Consider the following 23,896-nt stretch of genomic DNA (forward strand, 5'->3'; position numbering starts at 1 on the left):
TTGTTACGATTCCATTCTGAATGGGGTTTTGTCGATTTCCAAATCGTTCTGACCTGTTAACCTATGGTTCAGGGTGATACCGGGGTTTGGCAGATCCGTTTCTCGAAAAGCTCGAAGAACGACAGGTCACGCTGGTTATTTCTTCAAAGAGAAACCGAGGCTCTCCACGATAATATTTCTGCGTGTTCTATAAAAAATTCAGAACCATTAAAGAATTTTGTGCTGGATCGAAACAATTCGGGCGTATCGCACCACGTTTCGATAAACTGAAAAGGATTGTTCTTACGTCAGTTCACTGTCTCGCCATTATCATCCGAGGTAACGGACGACACATCCGGAGAATTTTATCCCATTTTTCGACATGCCGCGCATGGCTGTGTATTCATGTGGGCATGACACAGGAAGATAGTGACAGATTCACCCTAAAATCCCCTCGTAAACAAGACCTGCAAACAGGCGGAGGGGTTTGTTTCTCATGAGCGACCAGCACGACTCTCACGCGCATTTCGGCTGGTTCAAGCGCCGAAAACACCTGACGACCGACGATATTACGGTTGTCGATACCGATATGCTCAAGCGGGCCGTGGGAGCCGCGGCGCTGGGCAATGCGATGGAATGGTTCGATTTTGGTGTGTACGGTTATATTGCCGTCACGCTGGGGAAGGTATTCTTCCCCTCATCAGACCCGACCCTCCAGCTGATTGCCACCTTCGCGACGTTCACGGTGGCCTTTCTGGTCCGGCCCATTGGCGGCGCGGTGTTCGGCCCGATGGGGGACCGGTACGGGCGGCAGAAACTGCTGGCTGTTACCATGATCATGATGGCGCTGGGCACGTTCTGCATCGGCCTGATCCCGTCTTATGGGCATATTGGCGTGTGGTCGCCCATCCTGCTGCTGCTGGCGCGCCTGGTACAGGGCTTTTCCACCGGCGGGGAATATGGCGGAGCCGCGACGTTTATTGCCGAATATTCCACGGACCGAAATCGCGGCCTGATGGGCAGCTGGCTCGAGTTCGGGACATTGGCGGGCTACATTGCCGGGGCCGGGGCAGTGATGACGCTCCAGTTCTCGCTGAGTGACGCCGATATGGTCAGCTGGGGCTGGCGCATCCCGTTCCTGATTGCCGGACCGCTGGGCTTGATTGGCCTCTATATGCGGACCCGGCTGGAAGAAACCCCAGCCTTTCAGGCCTATGCCGCAGAAGCCGAAAAGCGCGAGCATGAAAAGCCGGGCTGGCGCGACCTGCTGACGGTCCACTGGCGGCAGTTGCTCAAATGTATCGGGCTGGTGCTGGTCTTCAACGTGACCGACTATATGCTGCTCACCTACATCCCCAGCTATATGACGGTCACGCTCAACTACCCTGAAAGCAAGGGGCTGCTGCTCATCATTCTGGTGATGGTGCTGATGATGCCGCTGAATGTTCTGGGCGGTTATTTCAGTGACCGTCTGGGCCGTCGCCCGATGGTCATCAGTGCGTGTGTGGCGCTGGTGGTGCTGGCCATTCCCAGCTTGCATCTTATCCGCAGCGGCAATGACATCGAGATTTTTGGTGGCCTGATGCTGCTGGGGCTGGCGCTGGTCTGTTTTACCAGTTCCATGCCCTCCACACTGCCGGCTCTGTTTTACACGCCGGTGCGCTACACAGCGCTTTCGGTGGCGTTTAACGTCTCGGTTTCCCTGTTTGGTGGCACCACACCGCTGGTGACGGCCTGGCTGGTGAAGCGGACCGGCATGCTGGATATGCCCGCATGGTATCTGATGGGGGCCGCGCTGATTGGCGCGCTCACCATGCTGACGGTGCGGGAAACGGCCCGCCTGCCGCTGCGTGGCTCTCCCCCCGCTGTGGGGAGTGATGATGAGGCCGAACGGCTGATGAACGGCAAGCAACGCCTGACAGTAGACCCCACGCCGCCATCTGTACCCTGAGGCGGACGATCCTCATCCCTCGCGGTGAAGGCGTCGCGGGGGAGGGGGCTCGGCAGAGGCCCGGCGTTCCTGCACTTTGTGGTGAAACGCCGGAGCCGGGCGGGGTTGTTGCGCGGCCATGGCGGCAACGCGGGCCGGTGCATCGGCCAGCATTTGCGGAATAAGCTGCGTTTCCGGCAGGTTTTTCCAGTATTTGCGTGGCATTTCAGACAGCATGGCTTTGGTCTTGATGCGGGCCGGGTTGAAGGTTGAGACGTAATAGGTCTGCCAGAGCTGGTCGATATCATCTGACAATTTGGGTTTGGCGCAGGGCGTGGGGCTGAAGGCGCAGGTCTCGCCATTCCATGCCAGAGAGCCTTTGGGGGTGAGGATCACCCAGTCCATATCCACAAATCGCTTTGAAAAAAACGGGGCCACGCTGGGCAACACGTAATGGTCCGGCTCAAACCATGCGTAAAAGGAGCGTCGGCCGTTCTGTGCCTTGCCATGTTCGCGGAAGCGGACATAGGCCGTCATTTTATGCGTATCTTCCCGCACCTGTTTGTGCATGTGCAGCGCGCGGGCAATGTCCGGGTCTGTGGCGATGCTGGCGAGGGCCGGTTCCGTCTGCGCGCGCCAGAGAATGCGGTAGGCGAGGGCAAACCGCGTCTGGTCCGCGTGGCGCAGAATAGAGCGCAACAGAGCGAGGCACTTGCTCCGTAAAACAGGTGGCTGTGCCCCGTTTTTGGGTGTGGGGGCGACCAGCGGCGTATCAAACAGCGTGGTTTCTGCCGAGGCACAGCGCCATTCAATTTCTTCCGGGGCACGGTCGGCCAGAAAGCACTGGCGCGCCAGCGGCCGCCATGCGGAAAAAGAGGTGTGGTCGTCGAGGATAAAACCGTAGGCCATGATCAGAAAACGCGTTTCAGAAAAGAGCAAGTTGCTGAGGTTGCGGCACAAAAAGCTGCCGGAGGTTCTGCCGTTCCGCCAGCCTGCCGGGGGACCAGCCAGTGGTGTAGAGGAAAGGTTTGACCTTGCGGATGGAGACTTTCAGCTTGGCGAGGTCTTCCAGCCGCAACTGACGGTGGCGGCGCGCGGCGACAATGGCCTGCACGGAGCGTACGCCTAAGCCCGGCACCCGGAGCAGCATTTCCTTCGGCGCGCGGTTGAGGTCGATGGGGAACATCGCGCGGTTTGCCAGCGCCCAGGCCAGCTTGGGGTCCAGTTCAAGGTCCAGCATGCCATTGGGGCGGCTTGCCGTGATTTCAGAAAACTGGAAGCCGTAGAAGCGGAAAAGCCAGTCGGCCTGATACAACCGGTGCTCCCGCAACAACGGCGGGGCTTTGACGGGCAGAATGGCCGAGGCATCCGGAATGGGGCTGAACGCCGAGTAATAGACGCGCCGCAGCCTGTAACCCGTGTAAAGCGAGGAACTGCTGGAGAGAATATCCCGGTCCGTTGCCTGATCAGCCCCGACAATCATCTGCGTGCTCTGGCCGCCCGGGGCAAAGCGCGGGGCTTTGCGGCCCGTGAGGGTGCGGTCTTTTGCGGCGTCGATATGCGTGCGCATCTCGCCCATGGAGTGGCGGATTTCTGACGCATGTTTTTGTGGGGCGTAGTCCGCCAGCCCGCGCTCGGTCGGCATTTCCACATTGATGGAAAGCCGGTCCGCATACAGCCCGGCTTCCGCCAGCAAAGCGGGGGAGGCGTTGGGAATGGTCTTGAGGTGGATATAGCCACGGAACTTGTGCGTCTGCCGCAACTCCCGCGCCACCCGCACCATCTGGCTCATGGTGTCATCTGACGTGCGGATGATGCCAGACGAGAGGAACAGCCCCTCAATATAGTTCCGGCGGTAAAATTCCAGCGTCAGCCAGATGACCTCATCGGGCGTGAACCGCGCGCGCGGCACGTTGGAGGAGGAACGATTGATGCAATACGCGCAGTCATAAATGCAGAAGTTGGTCAGCAGGATTTTCAGCAGGGAAATGCACCGACCATCTGGCGTGAAGGCATGGCAGATGCCGTTGCTGACGGACCCCAGGCCTTTGCTGGCCGCAGAATCCCGTTTGCCTGCGCCGCTGGAGGAGCAGGAGGCATCATATTTGGCGGCATCGGAGAGCAGGGCCAGACGGTCAGACAAGCTTTGCTTCATGGTGTTCATGTTATGTTCTTGTGCGGGGCATTGCAAGAGATCTCTCGCGGCGGTGCCGAAGGGGAGGGCACGGGTTGGGTTTTCTGCTGCAAAGGGCAACGGAAAACGGAAAGCCCGACAATGTGGTGAAGTTCGCGGAGGGGATTCTGCCCTGAGATGGGGTTGCGGGACTCCGGGGGGAGCACGGAAGGGGAACGCCGAAAGAGAGCTTTCGTGCCCACCCGGGGAACAGAGCAAAGGGGTGGCGTCAGGGCCGGGGAGGGCGGTCAGGCAAAAGGGCGGAAGACTGCGGTTTGTTACCAAAACAGAAATTCACATATGCGTGCGGTGTATTATTTTGCCGAGCCAGCCGGCAACGGGGCATGGCACGCAAGCGTTTGGGGAGGAGCTTTCCTCGGTCAGCCACACAAGAAAGAAAAAAGGACGTGGTCTATGCAGATTTCCAGAGAGACCCTGCTTCGGTCCTACCGTGCCATGCGCACCATCCGGGTGTTTGAAGAGCGCCTGCATCGTGAATTTGCAACCGGGGAAATCCCGGGCTTTGTGCATCTCTATTGCGGGGAGGAAGCCTCCGCCGTTGGGGTCTGCGCCAATCTGACGGAACAGGACACCATTGCCAGCACCCATCGTGGCCACGGCCATTGCATTGCCAAGGGCGTGGATGTGGGCGGCATGATGGCTGAAATTTATGGCCGCAAAACCGGCGTCTGCCGGGGCAAGGGCGGTTCCATGCATATTGCCGACCTTTCCAAAGGCATGCTGGGTGCCAATGGGATTGTGGGCGGTGGACCGCCGCTGATCTGCGGGGCCGCGCTGTCTCATAAGGTTCTGAAAGATAACGGCGTAGCCGTGGCTTTTTATGGTGATGGCGCCTCGAATGAAGGCACCACGCTGGAAAGCCTTAATCTGGCATCTGTCTGGCATCTGCCGGCCGTATTTGTGGTGGAAGATAACGGCTATGGCGAGGCCACCGGGTCTTCCTACGCCTGTGCGGGCACCCAGAAGGACCGCGCCGCCGGATTTGGCATGCCGTATATGGAATGTGATGGTTCGGACTTCTTCGCCGTGCATGACGCGGCGCGCGATGCCATTGACCACGCCCGCTCGGGCAAAGGCCCGGTCATGCTGCATGTGCATCTGGAGCGCTGGTATGGGCACTTTGAAGGGGATGCCATGAGCTATCGCGCCTCCAATGAAGTGGCCGATGCCAAGAAAAACCATGACTGCCTTGAAAGCTTCCGTGAACGGGCCACGCAGGAAAAGCTGCTGGACCTCAGCGCGCTGGATGACATTGATGCCGCCGTGGCGGACGAAGTTGAGAGCGCCGTGCAGGCCGCCAAACAGGCTCCCTGGCCGGAAGATGCAGATCTGATGGCGGATGTTTACGTCAAAATCTGATGGGATTTCGGGCGAGGGCATGTCGCCTGTTGCCCTCAACGTATTTGGGGAAAGACCAATGAGCAAAAAGAGCTTTCGTCAGGCGATTAATGAAGCCCTGCGTCAGGAAATGCGGCGTGACCCCACGGTTGTGCTGATGGGTGAAGATGTGGCTGGGGGGCAGGGCGGCTCCTCTGGCGTGAAGGATGCCTGGGGCGGCGTGCTGGGGGTCACCAAAGGCCTGCTGACCGAATTTGGGGAAAGCCGGGTGCTGGACACCCCGATTTCCGAAGCTTCCTATATCGGGGCGGCTGCGGGCGCTGCGGCGACCGGCCTGCGCCCGGTGGCGGAACTGATGTTTGTTGATTTCGTCGGCTGTTGTCTCGACCAGATCATGAATCAGGCTGCCAAATTCCGCTACATGTTTGGCGGCAAGGCGCGTACGCCGCTGGTGATCCGCGCCATGTACGGGGCCGGGTTTAATGCAGCCGCACAGCATAGTCAGGCGCTGTATCCGCTCTTTACCCATATTCCGGGGCTGAAGGTCGTGGTGCCGTCTTCCCCCTATGAAGCCAAAGGCCTGCTGATTGAAGCGATCCGTGATGATGACCCGGTGATCTTCCTTGAAAACAAGGTCATGTATGATGACGTCGAGGAAGTGCCGGACGAGGCCTATACCATCCCGTTTGGTGAAGCCAACCTGACGCGTGAAGGGGATGATGTCACCATTGTCGCCATTGGTCGCATGGTGGGTATGGCGAATGAGGCCGCAGACCGTCTGGCAAAACAGGGCATTTCCTGTACCGTGCTGGACCCGCGCACCATGTTCCCGCTGGATGAGCAGACCATTCTGGAATGTGTGGAAGATACGGGCCGTCTGGTGATTGTTGATGAATCCAGTCCGCGCTGTAACATGGCGTGTGATATTTCTGCCCTTGTGGCCGAGCAGGCTTTTGGCGCGCTGAAGGCTCCCATCCGCCGCGTGGTGCCGCCGCATACACCGGTGCCGTTCTCCACCCCGCTGGAAAACCTCTACATGCCCAATGCGGATAAAATTGAAGCGGCGGTTAAAGCCGTCATGATGCAGAAAACGCGTGAGGTTGCCTGAACAATGACAAAGATCCTGACAGCCCTGACGATGCCCAAATTCGGGCTGGCCATGACGGAAGGCAAGCTTGCCTCCTGGACCCTCTCCCCCGGTGATACCGTGCGGGAAGGGGATGAAGTGGCGGACATTGAAACCAGCAAAATCACCAGCGGGTATGAAAGCCCGGCCTCAGGTATTTTGCGCAAACAGGTTGCGCAGGCGGGTGAGACGCTGCCGGTTGGTGCTCTGCTGGGCGTGGTGGCAGATGCGGAGGCCTCAGACGAAGAGATTGAGGCATTTATTGCCAGTTTCAAGGCCGACACTGACGAAGAAGGCGGGGAAGAGACCGAGGCGGCCAATGCGGAACCGCGTGTGATTACGGTCGGTGAGCATAGCCTGAATGTGCGTGATGTTGGGCGGGGCGACGGCGCGCCTGTCCTGCTGATCCACGGGTTTGGTGGTGATCTGAGCAACTGGATGCTGAATCAGGATGTTCTGGCCCGCCATCAGCGTGTGATTGCGTTTGACCTGCCGGGGCATGGGGCATCGTCCAAGGATGTTGGCGACGGGTCTGTTACGGTTCTGGCTGAGGCGGCGTATGAGCTGCTGAAGGCGCTGGATATTCCCAAAGCGCACATTCTTGGCCACTCACTGGGCGGGGCGATTGCGCTGGCTCTGCTGCGGGATTACCCGGATGCCGTGCTGACGCTGACACTGGTAGCCCCTGCTGGCATGGAGCGTGAGGTGAACGCGGAAAGTCTGCGGGAGATGGTGGAAGCCGACCGCACGCGCGATATGCAAAAAGCCTTGCAGGTTCTGGTGCATGACAAATCTCTGGTGGGCCGTAGAATGGCGGATAACGTGTTGCGCGTCCGCCGTCTGGATGGCGCGCGGGAGGCTCTGCGCACCATTGAGGCCGCCTGTTTTGCCAATGGGCAGCAGTCGATTGACCTGCGCCCGGTGCTGGATGCAGCGCGTATCCCTGTCACCCTCTTCTGGGGTGAGGCAGATGAAGTTTTGCCTGTGGCCGGGGCAAAAAATGCTCCCGATCATGTGGTGAAGCATCTTCTGCCGCAGGTGGGCCATATGCCGCAGCTTGAAAAAACTGTTGAATTCAACAGGCTGGTTGAGGCGTTTTTAGAGAAGGCTCAGGTGACGGCCTGACCTCTCAGAATACTGACATGTGCGGCATCATGCGGAAGCAGGGTGCCGTACTGGTCTGCGTAGTGGGTGGCAAAGGCTTCCCGCTCCAGCCGTTCGCAATAATCCAGATAGCGGATTAACGCGCGCTGGCCGCGGAGCGTGTTGCCATAGGTGCGCTTGTAGTGCTTCCACAAAATCAGCACGTTAACGGACCACGCATCATACGCATGTTCCGCCACGCGCTGGCGGACTAAAGAGGGCAGCTGGTCAAACGCCTGCCAGTCATCCCCCGTATAACGTCGCCACATGTCATGCCGCAACGTGCGCTCGTTAGAGGTTTCGGCCTTAGGCATAGGCGTCTTCCTCTTCCGGCTGGCGGTGCCGCCATACGGGGAAGGGGTCGGGCAGGTTGGCGTAAAGCTCCGGCTGGAAGCGCCCGGTATCCTGCGGGGCAAGGCAGGCATCCAGAGCGGCGCGGAGGGCGGGTTCATCCATTTCCGGCGTGCCGATAAAAACAATTTCCTGCCTGCGGTCCCCGTAAACCGGATCCCATTTGCCGACCAGCATCGCTTTCCAGTCATCATCCTCCGGCCAGTGCTGGGTGGGGATCACGCACCACCACAGGCCCATGGCCTGCGTGCGGACCAGTGCGCCCGCCTGCCCGAGTTCGCCCACCCATTCCGGGCGTGTCGCCAGCCAGAAATGCCCTTTGGCGCGCACCACGCCGGGCCATGAGGTATCAATAAAGGCCTTGAATTTTTCAGGAATAAACGGGCGGCGCGCGCGATAGACAAAGCTGCTGATACCGTATTCTTCCGTTTCCGGCACATGCTCCGCGGCACCATAAAGCTCTTTGTACCAGAGCGGGTGTTGTTCGGCTTTGTCATGGTCAAACCGGTGGGTGTTCAGCACGCGGTCCAGCGGCACGACGCCCATATCGGTTTCAATCAGATCGGCATCCGGGTTCAGGGCGCGGATAATCTGTTTTGCGGCGTCCCGCTGCTCCGGCGTGGCGGTGGACACCTTGTTAAGGATGACAACATCCGCAAACTCGATCTGCTCCACCAGCAGGTCCACCAGTGCGCGGTCATCCGCATCCCCTGCGGTCTCGCCGCGGTCTTTCAGAAAATCTGTGGAGGCGTAATCCTTGAGCAGATTAACCGCATCTACCACGGTGACCATCGTATCGAGCCGGGCAATATCCAGCAGGCTCTGGCCGTCCTCATCCCGGAAGGAGAACGTGGCGGCGACGGGGAGGGGTTCCGCAATGCCGGTGGATTCAATCAGCAGATAATCAAACCGGCCTTCATCCGCCAGCCGACGCACTTCTGTCAGCAGGTCATCGCGCAGGGTGCAGCAGATGCAGCCGTTGCTCATTTCCACCAGCTTTTCATCCGTGCGGGAGAGGTCCGAGCCCTCACGCACCAGATCGGCATCAATATTCACGTCGCTCATATCATTCACAATCACGGCCACGCGGCGGCCTTCACGATTGTTCAGAATATGGTTGAGGACCGTGGTTTTTCCGGCTCCCAGAAAGCCGGAGAGAACGGTAACAGGAAGCCGGTTTGGCATGGTGCTCTTTCCTTCGGATTGCGGTTCCGATGTCGTATATGATACGTTATATCATAACGTCACGATAAAGCGAAACCCCATGCCGCACACGCCCTTATCCTTCCATTATCCCACGCCAGACGCTGCGTTTCAGGCCATTGAGCAGCCCACGTGCCATATTGCGGTTGCAGACCGTGCTTTGGGGCCGGATCTGGAAAACGCGGCGCAGACCTATCTTGAAGAGGGACCTTCCCTGATCCTGACAGCAGGCACCCCGGACGAGCTGGCGCAGGAGCTTGCGCCGGTTTTTACGCCCGCAACACAGGCCTTGCTGGAGGATGCGCTGGGGCTGGTGGACGGCTATTGCGCGGCGACAGGGATGGACGCCGTGCGCTTCCGGCTGGAGCGGATTACGCATGATAGTTGTCGTCGTTTCCATGTGGATCATGTCGTGCTGCGCCTGTTGTGCACCTATGTAGGGCCGGGCGTGCAGTGGCGTGTGGCGGATCTGGGAGAAGAGGCCCCCGTGTATCAGGCGGACGCAGGCGCTGTGGCGTTACTTAAGGGCGGTTGTTATCCGGGCTGGCAGCCGGAGGGGGCGGTGCAGCATCGTTCGCCGCCGCTTTCTGCGCTGGCAAAACCCGTCACACGCCTGTTGCTGACGCTGGATGCCCCACAGGCCTGCGGGATGTCAGATGATCAGCGGCGGATCGTGCGGAAGGAAGTGGCGCACTCTTAAGGTATGCGCGTGCGGGAAAACAGCGCGAGAGCTTCCGTTCAACGGCGTGAAAAGGTAGAGTTTGTTTTTCATCATGAACCCTTGAAGAAACGGCCATGCAGAAATCAAAGCTCCTTTTTCTTGCGGTTCTGGTCATGCACCCTCCAGTCGCCTGGGGTGCGCAGGAGGACAAGGCTGCGATGGTCTTTCGGATTACGCCGGTTAAACCCCTTGAGGTTTTAATGCATGAGGCGCTTGCGGCCTCACCCCCGGCGCAGGATAAGATAGTGCGTGCGCCGGATCTGGTTGATCTTGCAACACTCACACCGGATTTCAAATTTGATATCCGCTATGCCACGACAGAGAATTTTCTTAGCACGCCGGTTTATTCCTCATCCCACGCCTTTTTGGAAAAACCTGCGGCGGAAGCGCTCGCCAGAGCCTCGGAATATTTGAAAACAAAAGGCTATGGGCTTTTAATTTTTGATGCGTATCGCCCGTGGTTTATTACCAAACTGTTTTGGGACGCAACGCCTGCGGACAAACACCAGTTTGTCGCCAACCCCGCACATGGGTCCAGACATAACCGGGGCTGTGCGGTGGATCTGACCTTATATGACCTGAAAACCGGGCAGCAGGTGACCATGCCCAGCGGGTTTGATGAAATGACGCCCCGTGCCTATTCCAACTATCCGGATGCGCCGGAAGAGCAGAAAAAGGCGCGGGATCTGCTGCGGGATGCCATGCAGCAGGAAGGCTTTATACAGCTCCCTGCTGAGTGGTGGCATTTTGATTACAGGGACTGGAACAAATACCCTGTGCAGAATATCAGATTTGAAGACATTAAATAAAGTGTTTTAGCCGCGCATTACGGTGTGGCGGCGGATGCCGTATGCACCGTAAGCCAGCTTTTTGCCGTATCAATGGTGATGGTAGCGGGTTTGTAGGCTTCCGGCGGTGCGGTGAAAATGGAACTGACATAGGTTTGCGGGTTGCGGTCATACAGCGGGAACCAGCTTGACTGCACCTGCACCATAATGCGATGGCCGGGCAGGAACGTATGGTTCATGATCGGCAGCCGGAACTGGTAAAGCTGGGCCTGATTAGCCGGAATAGCCTCGGGGTGTTCAAAACTTTTGCGGTAACGCCCGCGCAGAATGTCACTGCTGACCATCAGCTGATAGCCGCCCAGTTCCCGCTGTTCGGGCACTTCATCCGGGTAGACATCAATCAGTTTCACAACAAAATCGCCGTCCGTGCCGCTTGTTGTGGCAGTCAGATGCATAAGCGGCTGGCCGTCCAGCGCCACCGGCTGTGTCAGCACGGGCGAGGTAAAGGTTGCCACATCCGGGCGGGACGCCGCATTGCGCTGGTCTGTTGAAAGCCAGTTATCCCATGCGGAATTTGCGGCCCCTCGGGTAATAACCGGACGCTGCACATACGGCACCGGATGTGCCGGGTCAGACAGATAACTGACAGAGCCGGACGTCTCGGCAGAGCCGTTCATAGCAAGCTGATATTTGGCCGTAAGATGCAGAGTGGTGCAGCTGGTTGTGCAATCCCGCGCGGGGAGGGCCTCTCTGGTTTCCCAGTCATCAGAGCCACTGCGGTAGGCGGAGACGCGCTGCGGCAGGGCGACGGCATCATCCTTCAGATAATGGGCCAGGAAGGGTTCAAGAATTTTTTTGCGGAAATACAGGCCCGTATCGGAATGGAGCTTGATGGGGCCAAGCGTGCTGGCTTCTTTGATCTCGCCGCCATGGTTCCACGGCCCCATCGCCAGCCAGAGGTTTGGCTGGTCTGCCTGCTTCTGCTTGAGCGCATAGTAAAGGGCAATGGCCCCGTAATTATCTTCCTGATCCCACAGGCTATGCACGAGGAGCGTTGGCACTTTCAGCGGCAGGTCTGCAAGCACATGGTCCATCGCCTGCTGCTGCCACCAGCTATCATAGGCCGGGTGGGCCAGAAGCTGCCGGAAAAAGCCGATCTGCTCCATGCCCCGTTCTTTCCCCAGCGCGCCGGCGGAAACGGAATTCAGGAAAAGATCATAATTGTCATACTGGTTGCCCCACCAGATGGCTGTCTTCTTTGCTGTGGCATCCTGATTGTAGATGTAGGACAGCATTTCCTCACGGAAGGCACCGTTATGGAACCAGTCATCGCCCATCCAGCCATCCACCATCGGGTTCATGGGGACGGAAACCTTCAGGGCCGGGTGGGGGTTAATCAGGGCGGTGAGGGAGGTATAGCCGTCGTAAGAGACGCCGATAATACCGACCTTGCCGTTGCTTTGCGGCAGGTTATGGACCAGCCATTCAATGGTGTCCCATGTGTCGGTGCTATGGTCGACTTTTGTGTGGTTCAGCGCCCCGCGCAGAGGGCGGTTCATCACGTACTGCCCCTCTGAGCCATATTTGCCGCGCACATCCTGAACCACGCGGATATAGCCACCATCCGCAATAACATCTGGCATGTTATCGTAGCCCTGCAAGACGGAGCGCATGGTGCCGCTCTCTGCCTTGGAGGTCATGAGCGTGGCGTTATAGGGGGTACGGGTCAGCAGGATAGGGGCGTTATGGGCGGATTTGGGGATGAGAATGACGGTATGCAGTTTGGCGCCATCACGCATGGGGATCATCACATCCCGACGGATGAAGTCAAACTTGTCTGTAGTCACAGTAAATTTTGCAGGCATATCAGGGGCGATATCAGCATTTTGCGCCGCATGATCCTGCGCGAAGGCGGGTGTTGAAAGCGCAGTCATGCAGAGCAGAAGAAGAATATTTTTGAACATGGAACCCCTGAGTATAAACAACCGTGTCGTCTATGGATCCGGCTTTTGCCGGGCGATGAACCTTAGAATTCTGCCGATACGGTACCAAAGAACTGGCGCGGAGACGCAACAAACAGATTGGCGTTATCATCCCCGGTGACGGCAGCGGACCCGTAAACGCCGCCAATATAATTTTTATCAAACAGGTTGGTGATGCCGAAAGTTGCTTTCATGTTCTGGGCAAAGCCAATTTTTCCAAAATTATAGGCAAAATTCATGTTGGCGAGCCAGTAGGCCGGGATGCTCTGATCATTCATATACGTCATCGGGCGGGAGCCGATATAGTTGACGTTGAAGTTAAACATGGCCCGTTTGTAAGTGTAGTTCAGGTTGGCTTTATACATGAACTTTGGATAGTAAACCTGATGCTTGCCGCGAATATTGTAATTCTGTCCGCTGTAATTAATGGAGCGGCTTTGATATTCGGCATTGTTCCAGCTGAAGCTGTTGGTAATTTCAAGCCCTTCTATGGGGCGAATGGTGGCCAGAACGTCGGCCCCATTCATGGTTTCCCGGCCCACGTTCAGATAGGCATTGTTCGTGTTGTTGGCGCTGCCTTCACTGATTGAGGCAAGGCGGTTGTAATAGTCCGTATGGTAGAAATCAGCAGAGGCTGAGAAAAAGCGGGAGTCATAGCGGTAGCCCACAACGTAGTTCCATGTGCGCTCCGGGCGCAGGACCTTTTTACTTTCATCAAACACAACCTGCGCGGGGCGGCTGGCATTGCCCAGCCCACCCCAGGCGTTGTCCCCGCCTGTTTGGGAAAAATAGTCATAGGCCCGCATGTTTTCTGCAATATCCCAGTAGAATTCATGATGTCTGAGGAAATGGTAATCAAAATTGAAGTGAGGCAGGAACGCAGCAGAGGCCGTGAGTGACCCGTTAACAGGGTGCCGGTAATATGTATTCCAGCCTTCCGCCGCCAGCTGATCGGTATAGTCGGCTTTTGTGCCGCCGTGTGTGGTCTGGGTCAGGGATTTAAAGCCAGCAAGAAAGGTCATGCCCGGGGTAATGGTCCAGCGGTCCTGCAGGAAGAACTGGAACGTGTTGGTGTTGAAGGTGTTCTCAAACCACGTGTGACCCGTGCCACTCTTGAAGTCAGACAGCCAGTTATGGGCGGAGGTCAGGCCATCTTCGTAAAGTCTCGAGTTGTAAATCCACTGGTTGTTTTCATACCAGATCCCGGTTTCAATTTTGTTGTGGTGCGGGGCTTCAATGGTGAATTTTTGCGTAAAGCCCAGACGGCGCATGGCCGCATGCGACATGCCGAGCGCCATGGGGACGCCGGACACGCTGCCATCTGCGTTCAGGCTTGGCGTGCCATAGCTTGGCGAGGTGACAAAGTTGTTTGTGCCCCCATAGATGGCACTGTTGACGTTACCGTAAGCGACCGTGTCAGACTTCACATTTTTAAACAGGTCGTAGTGCATGTTGACAGAGGAGAGGTAGCTTCTCTGCAACTGGGCGGCATCCCACGCGTAGTCGCCAATTTCATCATTGGAGAGGACGCCTGCGTAACCCGGAGGCACCTCAGACGTATATTGAGCATAATAGGCCCACTGTTTTGCTTTTTCGTAATCGGGCTTCAGATAGGTGGAATCACGCCCCATCTTTTCCCACATGTTTTTGGTCATGGACAGGTAATTGCCCTGTGTAAAATTACCGTAGCCAAAAAAGGCGGTAATCCTGCCACGGTCCCCAAGAGGCTGCACGACTTTTGCATTGGCCTGCAATTCGCTCTGATACCCTTGGCCTTTCCACAAATCTGATTTGGTGCGGGCAAAGGATGCATAGAATTTTGTGCCGGTGGAATTCAGGATGCCACTATCAACGCGACCATAGGTGCGGAAGGCATTGAAGCTGCCAAATGTCTGGCTGACCTTGCCGCCAGCCTTATCCTTCGGGTCGGAGGACGTATAGGTCATGGCCCCGCCAAGGTTCTGGGCGGAGAAGGAGTCCAGCGCGCCAGCCCCCTGAGACATGGACATACCGCCAATGTCATCCTGAATCATGGCCTGTGTGATGGAGACACCATTATCGTTAATAAAACCCTGTGTGCCTAAGGGCATGCCATCAAGGGTTGCGCCAATCTGCATTTGCGTAAAGCCGCGCAGGTAAAACGTGTTTGCGTAGGTATCAAGGCCAAAGGCATCTGTGGAGGTAAAGTTGGCCCCCGGCGTGGTCTGGGCAAGGATCTGCATAGGGTTGGTACCCGCAACAAACCGGTCCATGACCTTACGGCTCACGGTGACCTCTGCGCCATGACTGGCAACACGGTGCGTGCTGACGTTGACTTCCTCACTATCTTTGCTGACCAGAGGGCCTGTGCTGCGCTTTTTGCGCGGTGCCGTATGGTCTTTTCGTGCAGAAACAGAAGCAGGCGATGTGTGGGCCGCAACCGTGTGCGATGAGCGCTTTTTGGAGTTCGTGCCAGCGGCGGACGGCGCGGCTGCGCCAGCAGTTGTATCAAAAAGCAGACCTGCCAGAGCAGTACCAAAGAGCAAAAGTGACTTGCTATATCGTTCTTTTACAACCTTGTTACGCTTGCCCATCGTCAATCCCTGCTCCGTGGTCTGTCTCTGTTCTGATCAGTGCGCAGTGGGCCGGTTGTCTCTGGAGCACCGATTTTGCGCATGATCCTGTGAGAACATGTTGCTGACCCGGAACTAATATTGTCAATGATCGATAATGAGGGGGTCTGATAACCCTGGGTTAAGGGCAGCTGTTTATCGCACGCGCCCCATGAGCGTCGAACCAGACCGTGCCATTGGCGATCATGGCCTGCCCGTTATGGACAAACATCTCATGCGGAATAGCGCCCCGCAGGCTGTTGAGGACACAGGGCGTGAAAACCCGCGACCATGAGGCGGACAGCGCTGCGGGCGTTTTAAGGGTGAAGGCGTGTTCTGCATTCACCCTCAAGGGCCATGAGATCAGTTTTGCCGTTTCTGCCTTGTTGCCGCTTAGCACGCTGCGCAGGAAGCGTTGCACCATAGCCTCGAAAACCGCAGGGGGAGCGTCTGTGACGTCCTCATACAGGGCGTTGGGGGCGAGGTGATCCATGGAGGCAAGATCCAGTTTTACGGGATAGGTTTTTGTGCCGTTGGTCCAGGTTCCGGCCAGTGCTGTGGAGGTCTGGAAGGTGAGCGGGGCATGAGCGTCTTTATCGCTTGTTTCAAAATGCAGGCTGAAGCGGCCACCACTGGGTTCGCTCAGCGTCATCTGCTCTCCTGAGTTCTGAGCAGACAGGGGAATATCGACCAGATTTTTTACATAGAAATAATGCGCGTTTGCTACTGTCTGGTCGGGCCGAACGGAGAGCATCGCCCCGATGGGATACGGACCGAGTGTGCCGGACAGGCGGTAATTGTCCGGCGTGGGTTGTGGCATTTGCGTAGGAGAAGCGGCTGTGTCCGGGGTGCGTTCGGCTGTGCGGCTTGCTGTGCTGGCGCTTGTGGCCAAGGGGGAGGACGATGCGGTTTGCGCAGGTATGGGGGACGGCGCAGCGGGGGGCGCAAGGGGAGCCGGAGCGGCACCTGCCGTGGTGGCTGGCAGACTAAGCAAGCTGAAGGCCAGTAGCCGTATGGTAATCTGCTTCATTCCTCTGGCCCTTCCGGCGTGGCACAATCCTGACGGGCAGCATAGCGGCAAAAGAGGAGCTGTGCAGCGTGTGGCGGTGCGTTATGGTGTCTTGCAAACAGGATAACGCGGGACGGGAGGCAAGGCTGCGCATGAGATGCGAAGAGTGCGGAACGGAGTTCCCCTGCACGGCAGACGCCCGATGCTGGTGTATGCAAAAACCCCATGAAGTCCCTCTGCCTGCGGACGCAGGGACGGGGTGCCTGTGCCCAGCCTGTCTTGAAAAGCGGCTCCGGCAGCAGCAAGGCATACCGCCAGCCTCCGGAAGAAAGCGCTGAGGCCAGAGGGCTGCGGTATCTATTGAGAAATCGTAGAGGCGAGTTTCAATAGGGTGTGAAATGATAAAAGGTTTTCAGGAGGCGCAGGGCTGCTCCGCATGAGGTGAGCGCATTGCCGTTGCGCGACATCAAGGGGCTGGAATTTGATTTAGATCAAGGGCCGGAGGCGCAAAGCTGGAGACACTACCTCCGGAAAGCGTAGAGGGACCTGTGGGGTCGCTGCGCGAAAAAGGAGGATGTTCGGATGACCATTTATACAACAAACGGTCGTGCCCCTGTTGTGCGTGTTCCGGTTGGCAATGTTCGTGTAGCGGACCCGCTGACAGCTCTGGAACGGCAGATGAGCCGCCTTTTTGAAGATTACAAGGTGCCGGAAAGCGGTGCGCCTGCCCATCGTCTGGGGGCCACGGATATTACGGAAAATGCTTCGGGCTATGTTGTGGCGACGGAAGTGCCGGGCTGTGCCGAGAGCGATATTAAACTGAGCACGGCCAATGGCGTGCTGAGCATTCGCGGTGAAAAGAAGAAGCCGGAAGTAGAAGGCCCGGTCAAACAGCATCTGGCGGGCCGTCAGTTTGCTGCGTTTGAGGAAGCCTTTACGCTGCCGGATGATGTGGATGTCGAAAAAATCAGCGCATCTCTCAAAAATGGTGTGCTGAGCGTGACACTGCCGAAAAAGGCGGAAAGCAAACCTGCGGAACGGCATATTGCCATTAACGCAGGCTGAGACTGTTTTGAAAATTTAGCTTTCCAGAAAGGAAAGACCATGACCGCTAAAACAAACAAGAGCGTTGAAATTGCCGGCACCCGTTATGAAATGCTGGGCACGATGAATGATGGTGACTGCAAGGTGCGCCTGAAAAACACCAAAGGGGAAGTCGTGGAAATGACCTGTGACTCCTTTATTGACCAGCTGAATAATGGCACTGCCCGCTATCTGTAAGGTCTCTGGTTTGCCTGCTCGGGTGTCCTGAGCAGGCATTTTCAGACCCCTTCAGGTGCCGCAGGCCGGAGGGGATGGGAGACACGGTTTGGGCGCTGCGTAAGGCAGGCCCGGCCCTGTTGGCCCAGAGAGAGGGCGGCCCGGAAGCGGGAGCCGGAACGGGATCATCTGGGCATAAACCGCCAGCCAGCGGGGTTTGTGCCAGAGAGGCCTGAAAACACAAACGCCCCCTGTGGTGACGGACCGCAGGGGGCGTTGCTATGAGAGACACCGTGCGCCGGAGTGTATCCGGTGCGTTGTTCACACAGTGGGCATGCCGCTGTATGAGCGAAAAGCCTTAGTCCATTCGGACAGACGGGCGGACAAAGCGGTCCAGCCAGTCGGTCAGGCAGGCAATCGCGCCACGAGGGACGCCGTAGAGTTCAAACTGGTGCTGGCGATACAGGGCTGTATGGCCCAGCCGGGCGCTCAGGCCATGCAGTGCACCACCGCCAAACGTCTTGCCATCAGCAAACGCGCCCCAGCCATTATAATTGCCGAGGGCGACAATCGCGCCTTTGTTGTTGAACTTGAAGGGCGGCACCGGCGTCTGGTTCAAAATCCATTGCGGCAGATATTTTGCCAGATGGTGCGCTTCCTGCCGTGCAACCTGCGCCGTGGGGGGCAGGGGGCTTTCCGCAATAAAGGAACAGTCGCCGACTGCAAAAATCCGGTCATCCAGTGTGGTTTGCAGGTTGGGTTTCACCACCAGCTGGCCGCCACGGCCACATTCCAGACCGTCCATTTCCCGCGTAACGTCCGGGGCTTTCACACCCGCTGCCCAGACGCGGAACTGCGCATCCACGCGGGAGCCGTCCTTGAGGATAAAGCCTTTTTCATCCACACCGCTGACCATAGCGCCTGTGCGGACGGAAATCTTGAGGGCTTCAAGCTGCTGGCGGGCTTCCTCGGACACTTTTTCCGGGAAGGACGGCAGAATACGCGGCCCCGCTTCCAGCAGGGTAATGCGCATTTCCGGTGTAGTGGGCGTAAAGTTGTACAGGGAGCCGATATCCAGCGCCTTGTGCAGCTCAGCAGCCAGCTGCACCCCGGTTGCCCCACCGCCGACAATGGCGATATCCAGCGGTGTGCCGCGCCCATAGGCCTGCAGGACGGCATGGCGGAAGCGTTCGTTGAAGTTGTTGGCTTCCACCACATTATCCAGAAAAATGCAGTGGTCCTTCACACCCGGGGTGCCAAAATCGTTGGCGCGGCTGCCAATGGCAAAAATCAGGGCGTCATAGTCCACATGCCGCTCTTCCAGAATGACTTCATCCTCATCCTGCTCTGTCAGCGGGGCGAGGGTCAGCCTGCGGGCGGCACGGTCCAGATGGGAAATTTCCCCATAGCAGAAGCGGAAGCCATGCCCGGCGGCGTGGGAGACAAAGGTAATGCGGTCATTTTCATTGCGCGCGGTGCCAGCGGCAAAGCAGTGGAGCATAGGCTTCCAGACATGGCTGAACCCTTTATCCACCAGGGTGATATCCAGCTTGCCAGAGCGGCCCATGCTGTTTCCCAACCGTGTGGCGAGTGCCAGGCCGGCAATGCCGCCCCCTACAATAACCAACCGAAACCGATCACTCATAACGTCACTATCCTTTCGTGTTCCGCAAGTATCGGCGGCGGAACAGAACTGCGCAACACACTGCCTCTTGAGGTCACGCAATTGTCTCTTACGCAGGCGGATGCCCGCTTAGCCTGCGGAAAGATCCACAAGGCCGATCAGCCCCTCTTCCGTGCCAAATCCCAGCAGGCATCCGTCCGAACTATAGGACAGCGCGCTGATAGCACTTCCCCCGTTCAGGCAGACGGGCAGAACCCGTTGCGATTCCGGTTCGATCATAATGACAGACCCATCCGCAAATCCAGCCGCCAGAATTTCCTGCTCGGGGTTGTACGCCACGCGGGTGCAGAGCGCACCGCCCATTCCCGGCAGTTCCGCAGGGGGTTTGCCCATCGGGCCGCCACCAAAGAACGGCCACAGCACCACAACATCTGCGCCACTGGTGGCCAGCCATTTTCCCGTGCGGGAGAAGGACATGGACTTCACTTTGGTGGGGTAACCGCTCATGCGGATATTGTGTCCGTCGGACAGTCGCCAGCCGTGCAGGTCATTATCCTGCATGGAGGTGATCAGAGCCTCGCCAGCCGGATGGATTGCAATACCGGTATGGCTGCCCTTCCATTCAAGCGAGCGTACGCTCTCACTTTTAGGCTGCGTATACCACACGGAGGCTCCGTTATAATGGGAGGCCGCGATCCGCTTGCCTTTGGTGTCAAACACAATGCCGGTCACGGAGGAGGGGTGCTCCAGCGTTTTCAGCACGGTCTCACCGCGGCCATCGCGCAGTTCGACCTGCTTGCCGGAGGCGCTGGCAATGTAGGCGGCCTTGGCATCCACATGGCTTACGACATGCTCCACCCAGCGACGGGTCTTGCCCAGTTCCTCAATTTCCCCGTGCATGTCCAGACGGCACAGGCGGCCATCATCACCGCCGGTCAGAAAGCCGCCGGGGTCTGTATCCGGGGCCAGCGCAAGGGCAGCGCCATCATGCACGGCGTAGGTAGCCCAGCTGGCTGGTTCCGCCAGATCTGCCCGATGGGCGACGATGACGTCACCTTCCGCCGTGGTGAAGGCAAAGCGCATGTTATCGCGGGAGGCGGCGCAAGCGGTGATGTGGCCTTCAACCGTGCGGGATGCCCCGCGCTTTTCAATCAGGCCGCGGAGTTCGGTAGGAATGCTCATGCGACAGCGCAGCTTTCAAACCCGCGCCGAAGCTGGGGCCGGTTGAGGTTGCGACCAATAAAGACAAGACGGGATTCCCGTTCTTCGCCCTCTTTCCACGGGCCGATGTCATTGCCATCCGCCATCATGTGCACAGCCTGAAACGCAAAACGGTCGGACTGGCCTTCAAAATTCAGGATACCTTTGGTGCGGAGGATGTCAGCGCCCTTTTCCTGCAACAGTGCGCCGATCCACATCTGGAAGCGGCCAGCATCCAGCGGTGTTTTGAGGGAGAGGGAGATGCTGTTCACGTCTTCCTCATGATGGTGGTGCGTGTTTTCCAGAAAGTCCGGCGTGGTGGAGAGCGTGCGCTGGAGGTCAAACCCGCCAACATCCATCACATCCGTCAGCTTCACATTGCCTTTCTGGGCTTTGTGGATGGGTGCGAAGGCGTTGATTTTGCGGATGGCATCTTCCACGGCCTTAAGCTGGGCCTCATCCACCAGATCGGTCTTGTTGAGGATGATCACATCCGCAAAGGCGATCTGCTGGTGGGCTTCCGGGCTTTCCTTCAGCGTTTGCAGAAAGTTCAGCGCATCCACCACCGTCACGACGGCATCCAGCCGGGTTTTGGCCCGGACGTCTTCATCTGCAAAAAACGTCTGCGCGACGGGAGCCGGGTCTGCCAGACCGGTGGTTTCAATAATAATGCCGTCGAATTTGTTCCGGCGCTTCATCAGGCTGCCGAGAATGCGGATCAGATCCCCGCGTACGGTACAGCAGATGCAGCCGTTGTTCATCTCGAACACTTCTTCATCCGCATCGACAACAAGGTCGTTATCCACGCCCAGTTCACCGAATTCGTTAATCACCACAGCATATTTGCGGCCATGTTCCGCCGTCAGGATGTGGTTGAGCAGCGTGGTTTTTCCGGCACCCAGAAAGCCCGTCAGTACCGTAACAGGTACCAGCGTATCCGCAGGCTCGGAAGTAAGGGACGCATCAGACATGAAGACAGGCCTCCGTTAAGATTACATTCGTGCCTCTTCATATAGGGGGCCAGAGCGCAGAGGGCCAGAGAGGGGGCTGAGAAGGACTGTTCAGAGGGCCTGAAGGACGGAGAAGATGTTCAATATTAAGAAACCGTATGAAATGCTTTTTTCTTACCATCTTATGAGCGGAAAAAAGATCGAATCTTGTGATCCATATCGTTCAGAATCGGGACAGTTTCGGTCCGAATCGATTTTTAGATTGGTATACATTCTTATTTTATAAATGAATATTAGATATATACACGCGTATCATATTGATATAATACAAAAAATTAGATGTCACAAACAGGTGAAGAATATGGATAAAAATTCACAAGATGAATTGGCGGTGAATGCTGTTATGTAAAGCGTATCAAAACAGTCCTGATTTGTTCAGCGGTTTTGAAAGATAAGCGCATCGCCTTGTTCGACCCGTGAATGAGGCATTTTTTTGTTGTGTTTGAATAAGCATCCGGAGGTCAACTATGGCTGACTATAGTGGGACAACTGCATCTGGCCTCATCTATACTGCAAGTGCAGTTACTTTGGGGTTGCCGCCTCTTGCAAGTATTACCGGATACGATGTTAAGATAACGGATAGTAGTGGAACTGTTATTGAGGATACAGGACCATTATCTTCCGGGTTGAATGTTTTAGGTGTTACTGTTCTTCCAACGGGCGGTCTCGTTACTGGGAGTGCCGGTGTTGATACTCTGTTGAATGCGGTCGGGGCCACCTACGTCACTATGCCCGGCAGCACAGGCGGTATTACCATTGTTGCCAATGCGGCCAGCGGGAATACCTATTATATTGGCGGCAACACCGACATTAATATTCTGGCCAATGCGATCTCAACCAATACCATCAATATTTATGGCGGCACGGCACAGTTCTCCGGTAATCTTGTTGCAGGACTTTTGACTGGCTCCACCATTAATATTGGCTATGGCGGCACCTATTCTGGCTCTGTCGGGCTGATCAATATCCTCAGCGGGTCCACAGTGAACTTTCAGACTGGGGGTGGCACGCTGGTTCTGAACGCAGATAATCAGGTGCTCAGCCTGCTGGCCAGCAATGGTGTGCAGGGGGTGACGTTCAATGACTACAATCCCGCACGCGATACGATTGAGCTTCAAAACACTGTTCAGGCGATCAGCAGCTATAATATTAGCTCAAATGGATCCCAAAAAGTGGTGACCCTGTATGGGGGAACCGATAATAATACAGTTGTTGCAGAATATGCAGTCACTCCAGCCTCTGATGCGTCGTTGCCCGATGGTACGTATACCAGCATTGGCAGCCAGGACACATCGCTCAACCCGCTGGAAATTACGTATAGTAACGGCAATACCTACATCGGTGCCTGTTTCCTTGCCGGCTCCATGATCCGCACCCCGGAAGGGGAGCGTGCTGTGGAGGATCTGAGCGTTGGTGAGACTGTCTGCGTTTTTGAAAATGGTCAGTTTATTGAACGCCAGATTGTATGGGCAGGAAAAACAACTGCGCATGTGCGGGTTGGCCTGCCGGATGATGAAGCCGGTTATCCTGTCCGCCTGCTGAAAGATTCCATCAGCGCCGGTGTGCCGGACCGTGACCTGCTGGTAACGCCAGAACATTGCCTCTATTTTGAAGGTGGTTTCATTCCCGCACGGATGCTGGTGAATGGCCACTCTATTCTGTTTGACCGCAGTGTGACCTCGTATGACTACTATCATATCGAGACCGCACAGCATTCTGTGATTATGGCCAACAACGTGCTGACAGAAAGCTATCTGGATACGGGCAACCGCAGCAGCTTCCGTCCGCATGGGACGGTATCGCGGATCAGTGCCGGGCAGGCGCGGAGCTGGGCAGAAGATGCGGCGGCACCGCTGATGGTAGAGCGCGAGCGTGTTGAGCCGATTTTCCGCCAGATTCTGGCGCGCGCGGACGCTATGGGCCTTCCGGCTGTCACAGCTCCTCCGGCGCTGACGGAAGACCCGGACCTTTATCTTGTGACGGACGAAGGACGCACGCTGCGATGCATGCGGACAGTGCGCGGTAAGGCCCTGTTTATGGTGCCGGGGCAGGTGCAGGCGGTAAGGCTTGTCTCCCGCACCAGTCGCCCGTGTGATGTGCAGGGGCCTTTTGTGGATGACCGTCGTTCCCTTGGTGTATGCGTTGGCGAGGCCGCGTTCCAGCTTGGCGGAGCCGTATTGCCGGTGACGGTCCATAAGACTGAAGCGTTTCTGACTGGCTGGGCCGAACTGGAGGGTGGTGCAGGCCGCTGGACCATGGGCGATGCACTGCTCCCGCTGCCAGCGCGCGCGCCGGAGAGTTTTGGCATGCTGAGCCTGCAAATTCTGGCAGGAGGCCCTTATGCGGAACAGGAAACTGAAGAGGCATGCCGCATTTCGGGGATCTGATTTTTCATTAGTTTTTTAAGAACGACAGGAAAAGCCCGGCATTCATGCCGGGTTTTTTTA

At 57.1% G+C, this 23,896-nt stretch carries 19 protein-coding genes; 9 read left to right on the plus strand and 10 right to left on the minus strand.

All coding sequences use genetic code 11. The features are described from left to right. Positions 1 to 475 precede the first annotated feature (475 nt). Positions 476 to 1,930 carry a glycine betaine/L-proline transporter ProP gene (gene proP, locus ACHQGU_RS03755; RefSeq protein ID WP_062143005.1) on the plus strand — a complete coding sequence of 485 codons (1,455 nt, stop codon included), beginning with the start codon at positions 476 to 478 and terminating at the stop codon, positions 1,928 to 1,930. Positions 1,931 to 1,942: 12 nt separating this feature from the next. On the opposite strand, the gene ACHQGU_RS03760 is transcribed toward proP, so the two are convergent. Then, positions 1,943 to 2,818: a TIGR03915 family putative DNA repair protein gene (locus tag ACHQGU_RS03760; RefSeq protein WP_395495932.1), complete on the minus strand. Its 876-nt coding sequence runs from the start codon at positions 2,816 to 2,818 to the stop codon at positions 1,943 to 1,945. A 16-nt stretch (positions 2,819 to 2,834) separates the two neighbouring features. Continuing rightward, complete coding sequence (locus ACHQGU_RS03765; protein ID WP_395496373.1) at positions 2,835 to 4,064, minus strand: putative DNA modification/repair radical SAM protein; 1,230 nt, start codon at positions 4,062 to 4,064, stop codon at positions 2,835 to 2,837. Positions 4,065 to 4,496: 432 nt separating this feature from the next. Here ACHQGU_RS03765 and ACHQGU_RS03770 point away from each other — a divergent pair, with 432 nt between their 5' ends. The 3 genes from ACHQGU_RS03770 to ACHQGU_RS03780 are packed head-to-tail and all read left to right on the plus strand — an operon-like array spanning position 4,497 to position 7,692. Next, complete coding sequence (locus ACHQGU_RS03770; RefSeq protein WP_062249190.1) at positions 4,497 to 5,462, plus strand: thiamine pyrophosphate-dependent dehydrogenase E1 component subunit alpha; 966 nt, start codon at positions 4,497 to 4,499, stop codon at positions 5,460 to 5,462. 58 nt (positions 5,463 to 5,520) lie between these two features. Then, on the plus strand, positions 5,521 to 6,549 hold the full coding sequence (locus tag ACHQGU_RS03775) for an alpha-ketoacid dehydrogenase subunit beta (RefSeq protein WP_062143013.1): 1,029 nt from the start codon (positions 5,521 to 5,523) through the stop codon (positions 6,547 to 6,549). Between the two features lie 3 nt (positions 6,550 to 6,552). After that, positions 6,553 to 7,692 carry an acetoin dehydrogenase dihydrolipoyllysine-residue acetyltransferase subunit gene (locus ACHQGU_RS03780; protein WP_395495933.1) on the plus strand — a complete coding sequence of 380 codons (1,140 nt, stop codon included), beginning with the start codon at positions 6,553 to 6,555 and terminating at the stop codon, positions 7,690 to 7,692. Here ACHQGU_RS03780 and ACHQGU_RS03785 read toward each other — a convergent pair. Together ACHQGU_RS03785 and zigA are read right to left on the minus strand one after the other, a co-directional pair. Beyond that, on the minus strand, positions 7,677 to 8,024 hold the full coding sequence (locus ACHQGU_RS03785) for a DUF6525 family protein (protein WP_062143019.1): 348 nt from the start codon (positions 8,022 to 8,024) through the stop codon (positions 7,677 to 7,679). The two genes, ACHQGU_RS03780 and ACHQGU_RS03785, sit on opposite strands and share 16 nt — an antisense overlap. Continuing rightward, positions 8,017 to 9,246, minus strand: a complete 1,230-nt coding sequence (zigA, locus tag ACHQGU_RS03790; protein WP_062271886.1) for a zinc metallochaperone GTPase ZigA — start codon at positions 9,244 to 9,246, stop codon at positions 8,017 to 8,019. The genes ACHQGU_RS03785 and zigA overlap by 8 nt, the downstream gene beginning before the upstream one ends. 79 nt (positions 9,247 to 9,325) lie before the next feature. Here zigA and ACHQGU_RS03795 point away from each other — a divergent pair, with 79 nt between their 5' ends. Both ACHQGU_RS03795 and ACHQGU_RS03800 read left to right on the plus strand, forming a co-directional pair. Continuing rightward, on the plus strand, positions 9,326 to 9,964 hold the full coding sequence (locus tag ACHQGU_RS03795; protein ID WP_395495934.1) for a DUF1826 domain-containing protein: 639 nt from the start codon (positions 9,326 to 9,328) through the stop codon (positions 9,962 to 9,964). A gap of 95 nt (positions 9,965 to 10,059) precedes the next feature. Next, positions 10,060 to 10,794 carry a M15 family metallopeptidase gene (locus tag ACHQGU_RS03800; RefSeq protein ID WP_395495935.1) on the plus strand — a complete coding sequence of 245 codons (735 nt, stop codon included), beginning with the start codon at positions 10,060 to 10,062 and terminating at the stop codon, positions 10,792 to 10,794. Between the two features lie 17 nt (positions 10,795 to 10,811). On the opposite strand, the gene ACHQGU_RS03805 is transcribed toward ACHQGU_RS03800, so the two are convergent. The 3 genes from ACHQGU_RS03805 to ACHQGU_RS03815 form a co-directional block, all read right to left on the minus strand. After that, positions 10,812 to 12,737 carry a CocE/NonD family hydrolase gene (locus ACHQGU_RS03805; protein ID WP_395495936.1) on the minus strand — a complete coding sequence of 642 codons (1,926 nt, stop codon included), beginning with the start codon at positions 12,735 to 12,737 and terminating at the stop codon, positions 10,812 to 10,814. 62 nt (positions 12,738 to 12,799) lie between these two features. Beyond that, entirely contained in the window at positions 12,800 to 15,328 is a 2,529-nt protein-coding gene (locus tag ACHQGU_RS03810) for a TonB-dependent receptor domain-containing protein (RefSeq protein ID WP_395495937.1), read from the minus strand. Between the two features lie 160 nt (positions 15,329 to 15,488). Then, the gene (locus tag ACHQGU_RS03815) at positions 15,489 to 16,376 is read right to left on the minus strand and encodes a hypothetical protein (RefSeq protein WP_395495938.1); all 888 of its coding nucleotides are present in this window, start codon (positions 16,374 to 16,376) and stop codon (positions 15,489 to 15,491) included. 561 nt (positions 16,377 to 16,937) lie between these two features. Between ACHQGU_RS03815 and ACHQGU_RS03820 the strand changes: the two genes are divergently transcribed. Both ACHQGU_RS03820 and ACHQGU_RS03825 read left to right on the plus strand, forming a co-directional pair. Further along, complete coding sequence (locus tag ACHQGU_RS03820; protein ID WP_062143040.1) at positions 16,938 to 17,420, plus strand: Hsp20/alpha crystallin family protein; 483 nt, start codon at positions 16,938 to 16,940, stop codon at positions 17,418 to 17,420. 39 nt (positions 17,421 to 17,459) lie between these two features. Continuing rightward, on the plus strand, positions 17,460 to 17,636 hold the full coding sequence (locus ACHQGU_RS03825; protein WP_167347350.1) for a hypothetical protein: 177 nt from the start codon (positions 17,460 to 17,462) through the stop codon (positions 17,634 to 17,636). Between the two features lie 337 nt (positions 17,637 to 17,973). On the opposite strand, the gene ACHQGU_RS03830 is transcribed toward ACHQGU_RS03825, so the two are convergent. The 3 genes from ACHQGU_RS03830 to ACHQGU_RS03840 all read right to left on the minus strand — a co-directional run bounded on the left by ACHQGU_RS03830 (position 17,974) and on the right by ACHQGU_RS03840 (position 21,410). Further along, entirely contained in the window at positions 17,974 to 19,260 is a 1,287-nt protein-coding gene (locus ACHQGU_RS03830; protein ID WP_253550064.1) for an NAD(P)/FAD-dependent oxidoreductase, read from the minus strand. 108 nt (positions 19,261 to 19,368) lie between these two features. Next, positions 19,369 to 20,421, minus strand: a complete 1,053-nt coding sequence (locus ACHQGU_RS03835) for a WD40 repeat domain-containing protein (protein WP_062249167.1) — start codon at positions 20,419 to 20,421, stop codon at positions 19,369 to 19,371. Further along, positions 20,418 to 21,410 carry a GTP-binding protein gene (locus ACHQGU_RS03840; protein ID WP_043551815.1) on the minus strand — a complete coding sequence of 331 codons (993 nt, stop codon included), beginning with the start codon at positions 21,408 to 21,410 and terminating at the stop codon, positions 20,418 to 20,420. Before ACHQGU_RS03840 ends, ACHQGU_RS03835 begins: the two co-directional genes overlap by 4 nt. Before the next feature lie 506 nt (positions 21,411 to 21,916). Here ACHQGU_RS03840 and ACHQGU_RS03845 point away from each other — a divergent pair. Further along, entirely contained in the window at positions 21,917 to 23,836 is a 1,920-nt protein-coding gene (locus ACHQGU_RS03845) for a Hint domain-containing protein (RefSeq protein WP_279184628.1), read from the plus strand. The last annotated feature ends 60 nt before the right edge of the window (positions 23,837 to 23,896 follow it).

The organism is Acetobacter sp. KSO5 (assembly GCF_044094635.1).
Taxonomy (GTDB): Bacteria; Pseudomonadota; Alphaproteobacteria; order Acetobacterales; family Acetobacteraceae; genus Acetobacter; species Acetobacter cerevisiae.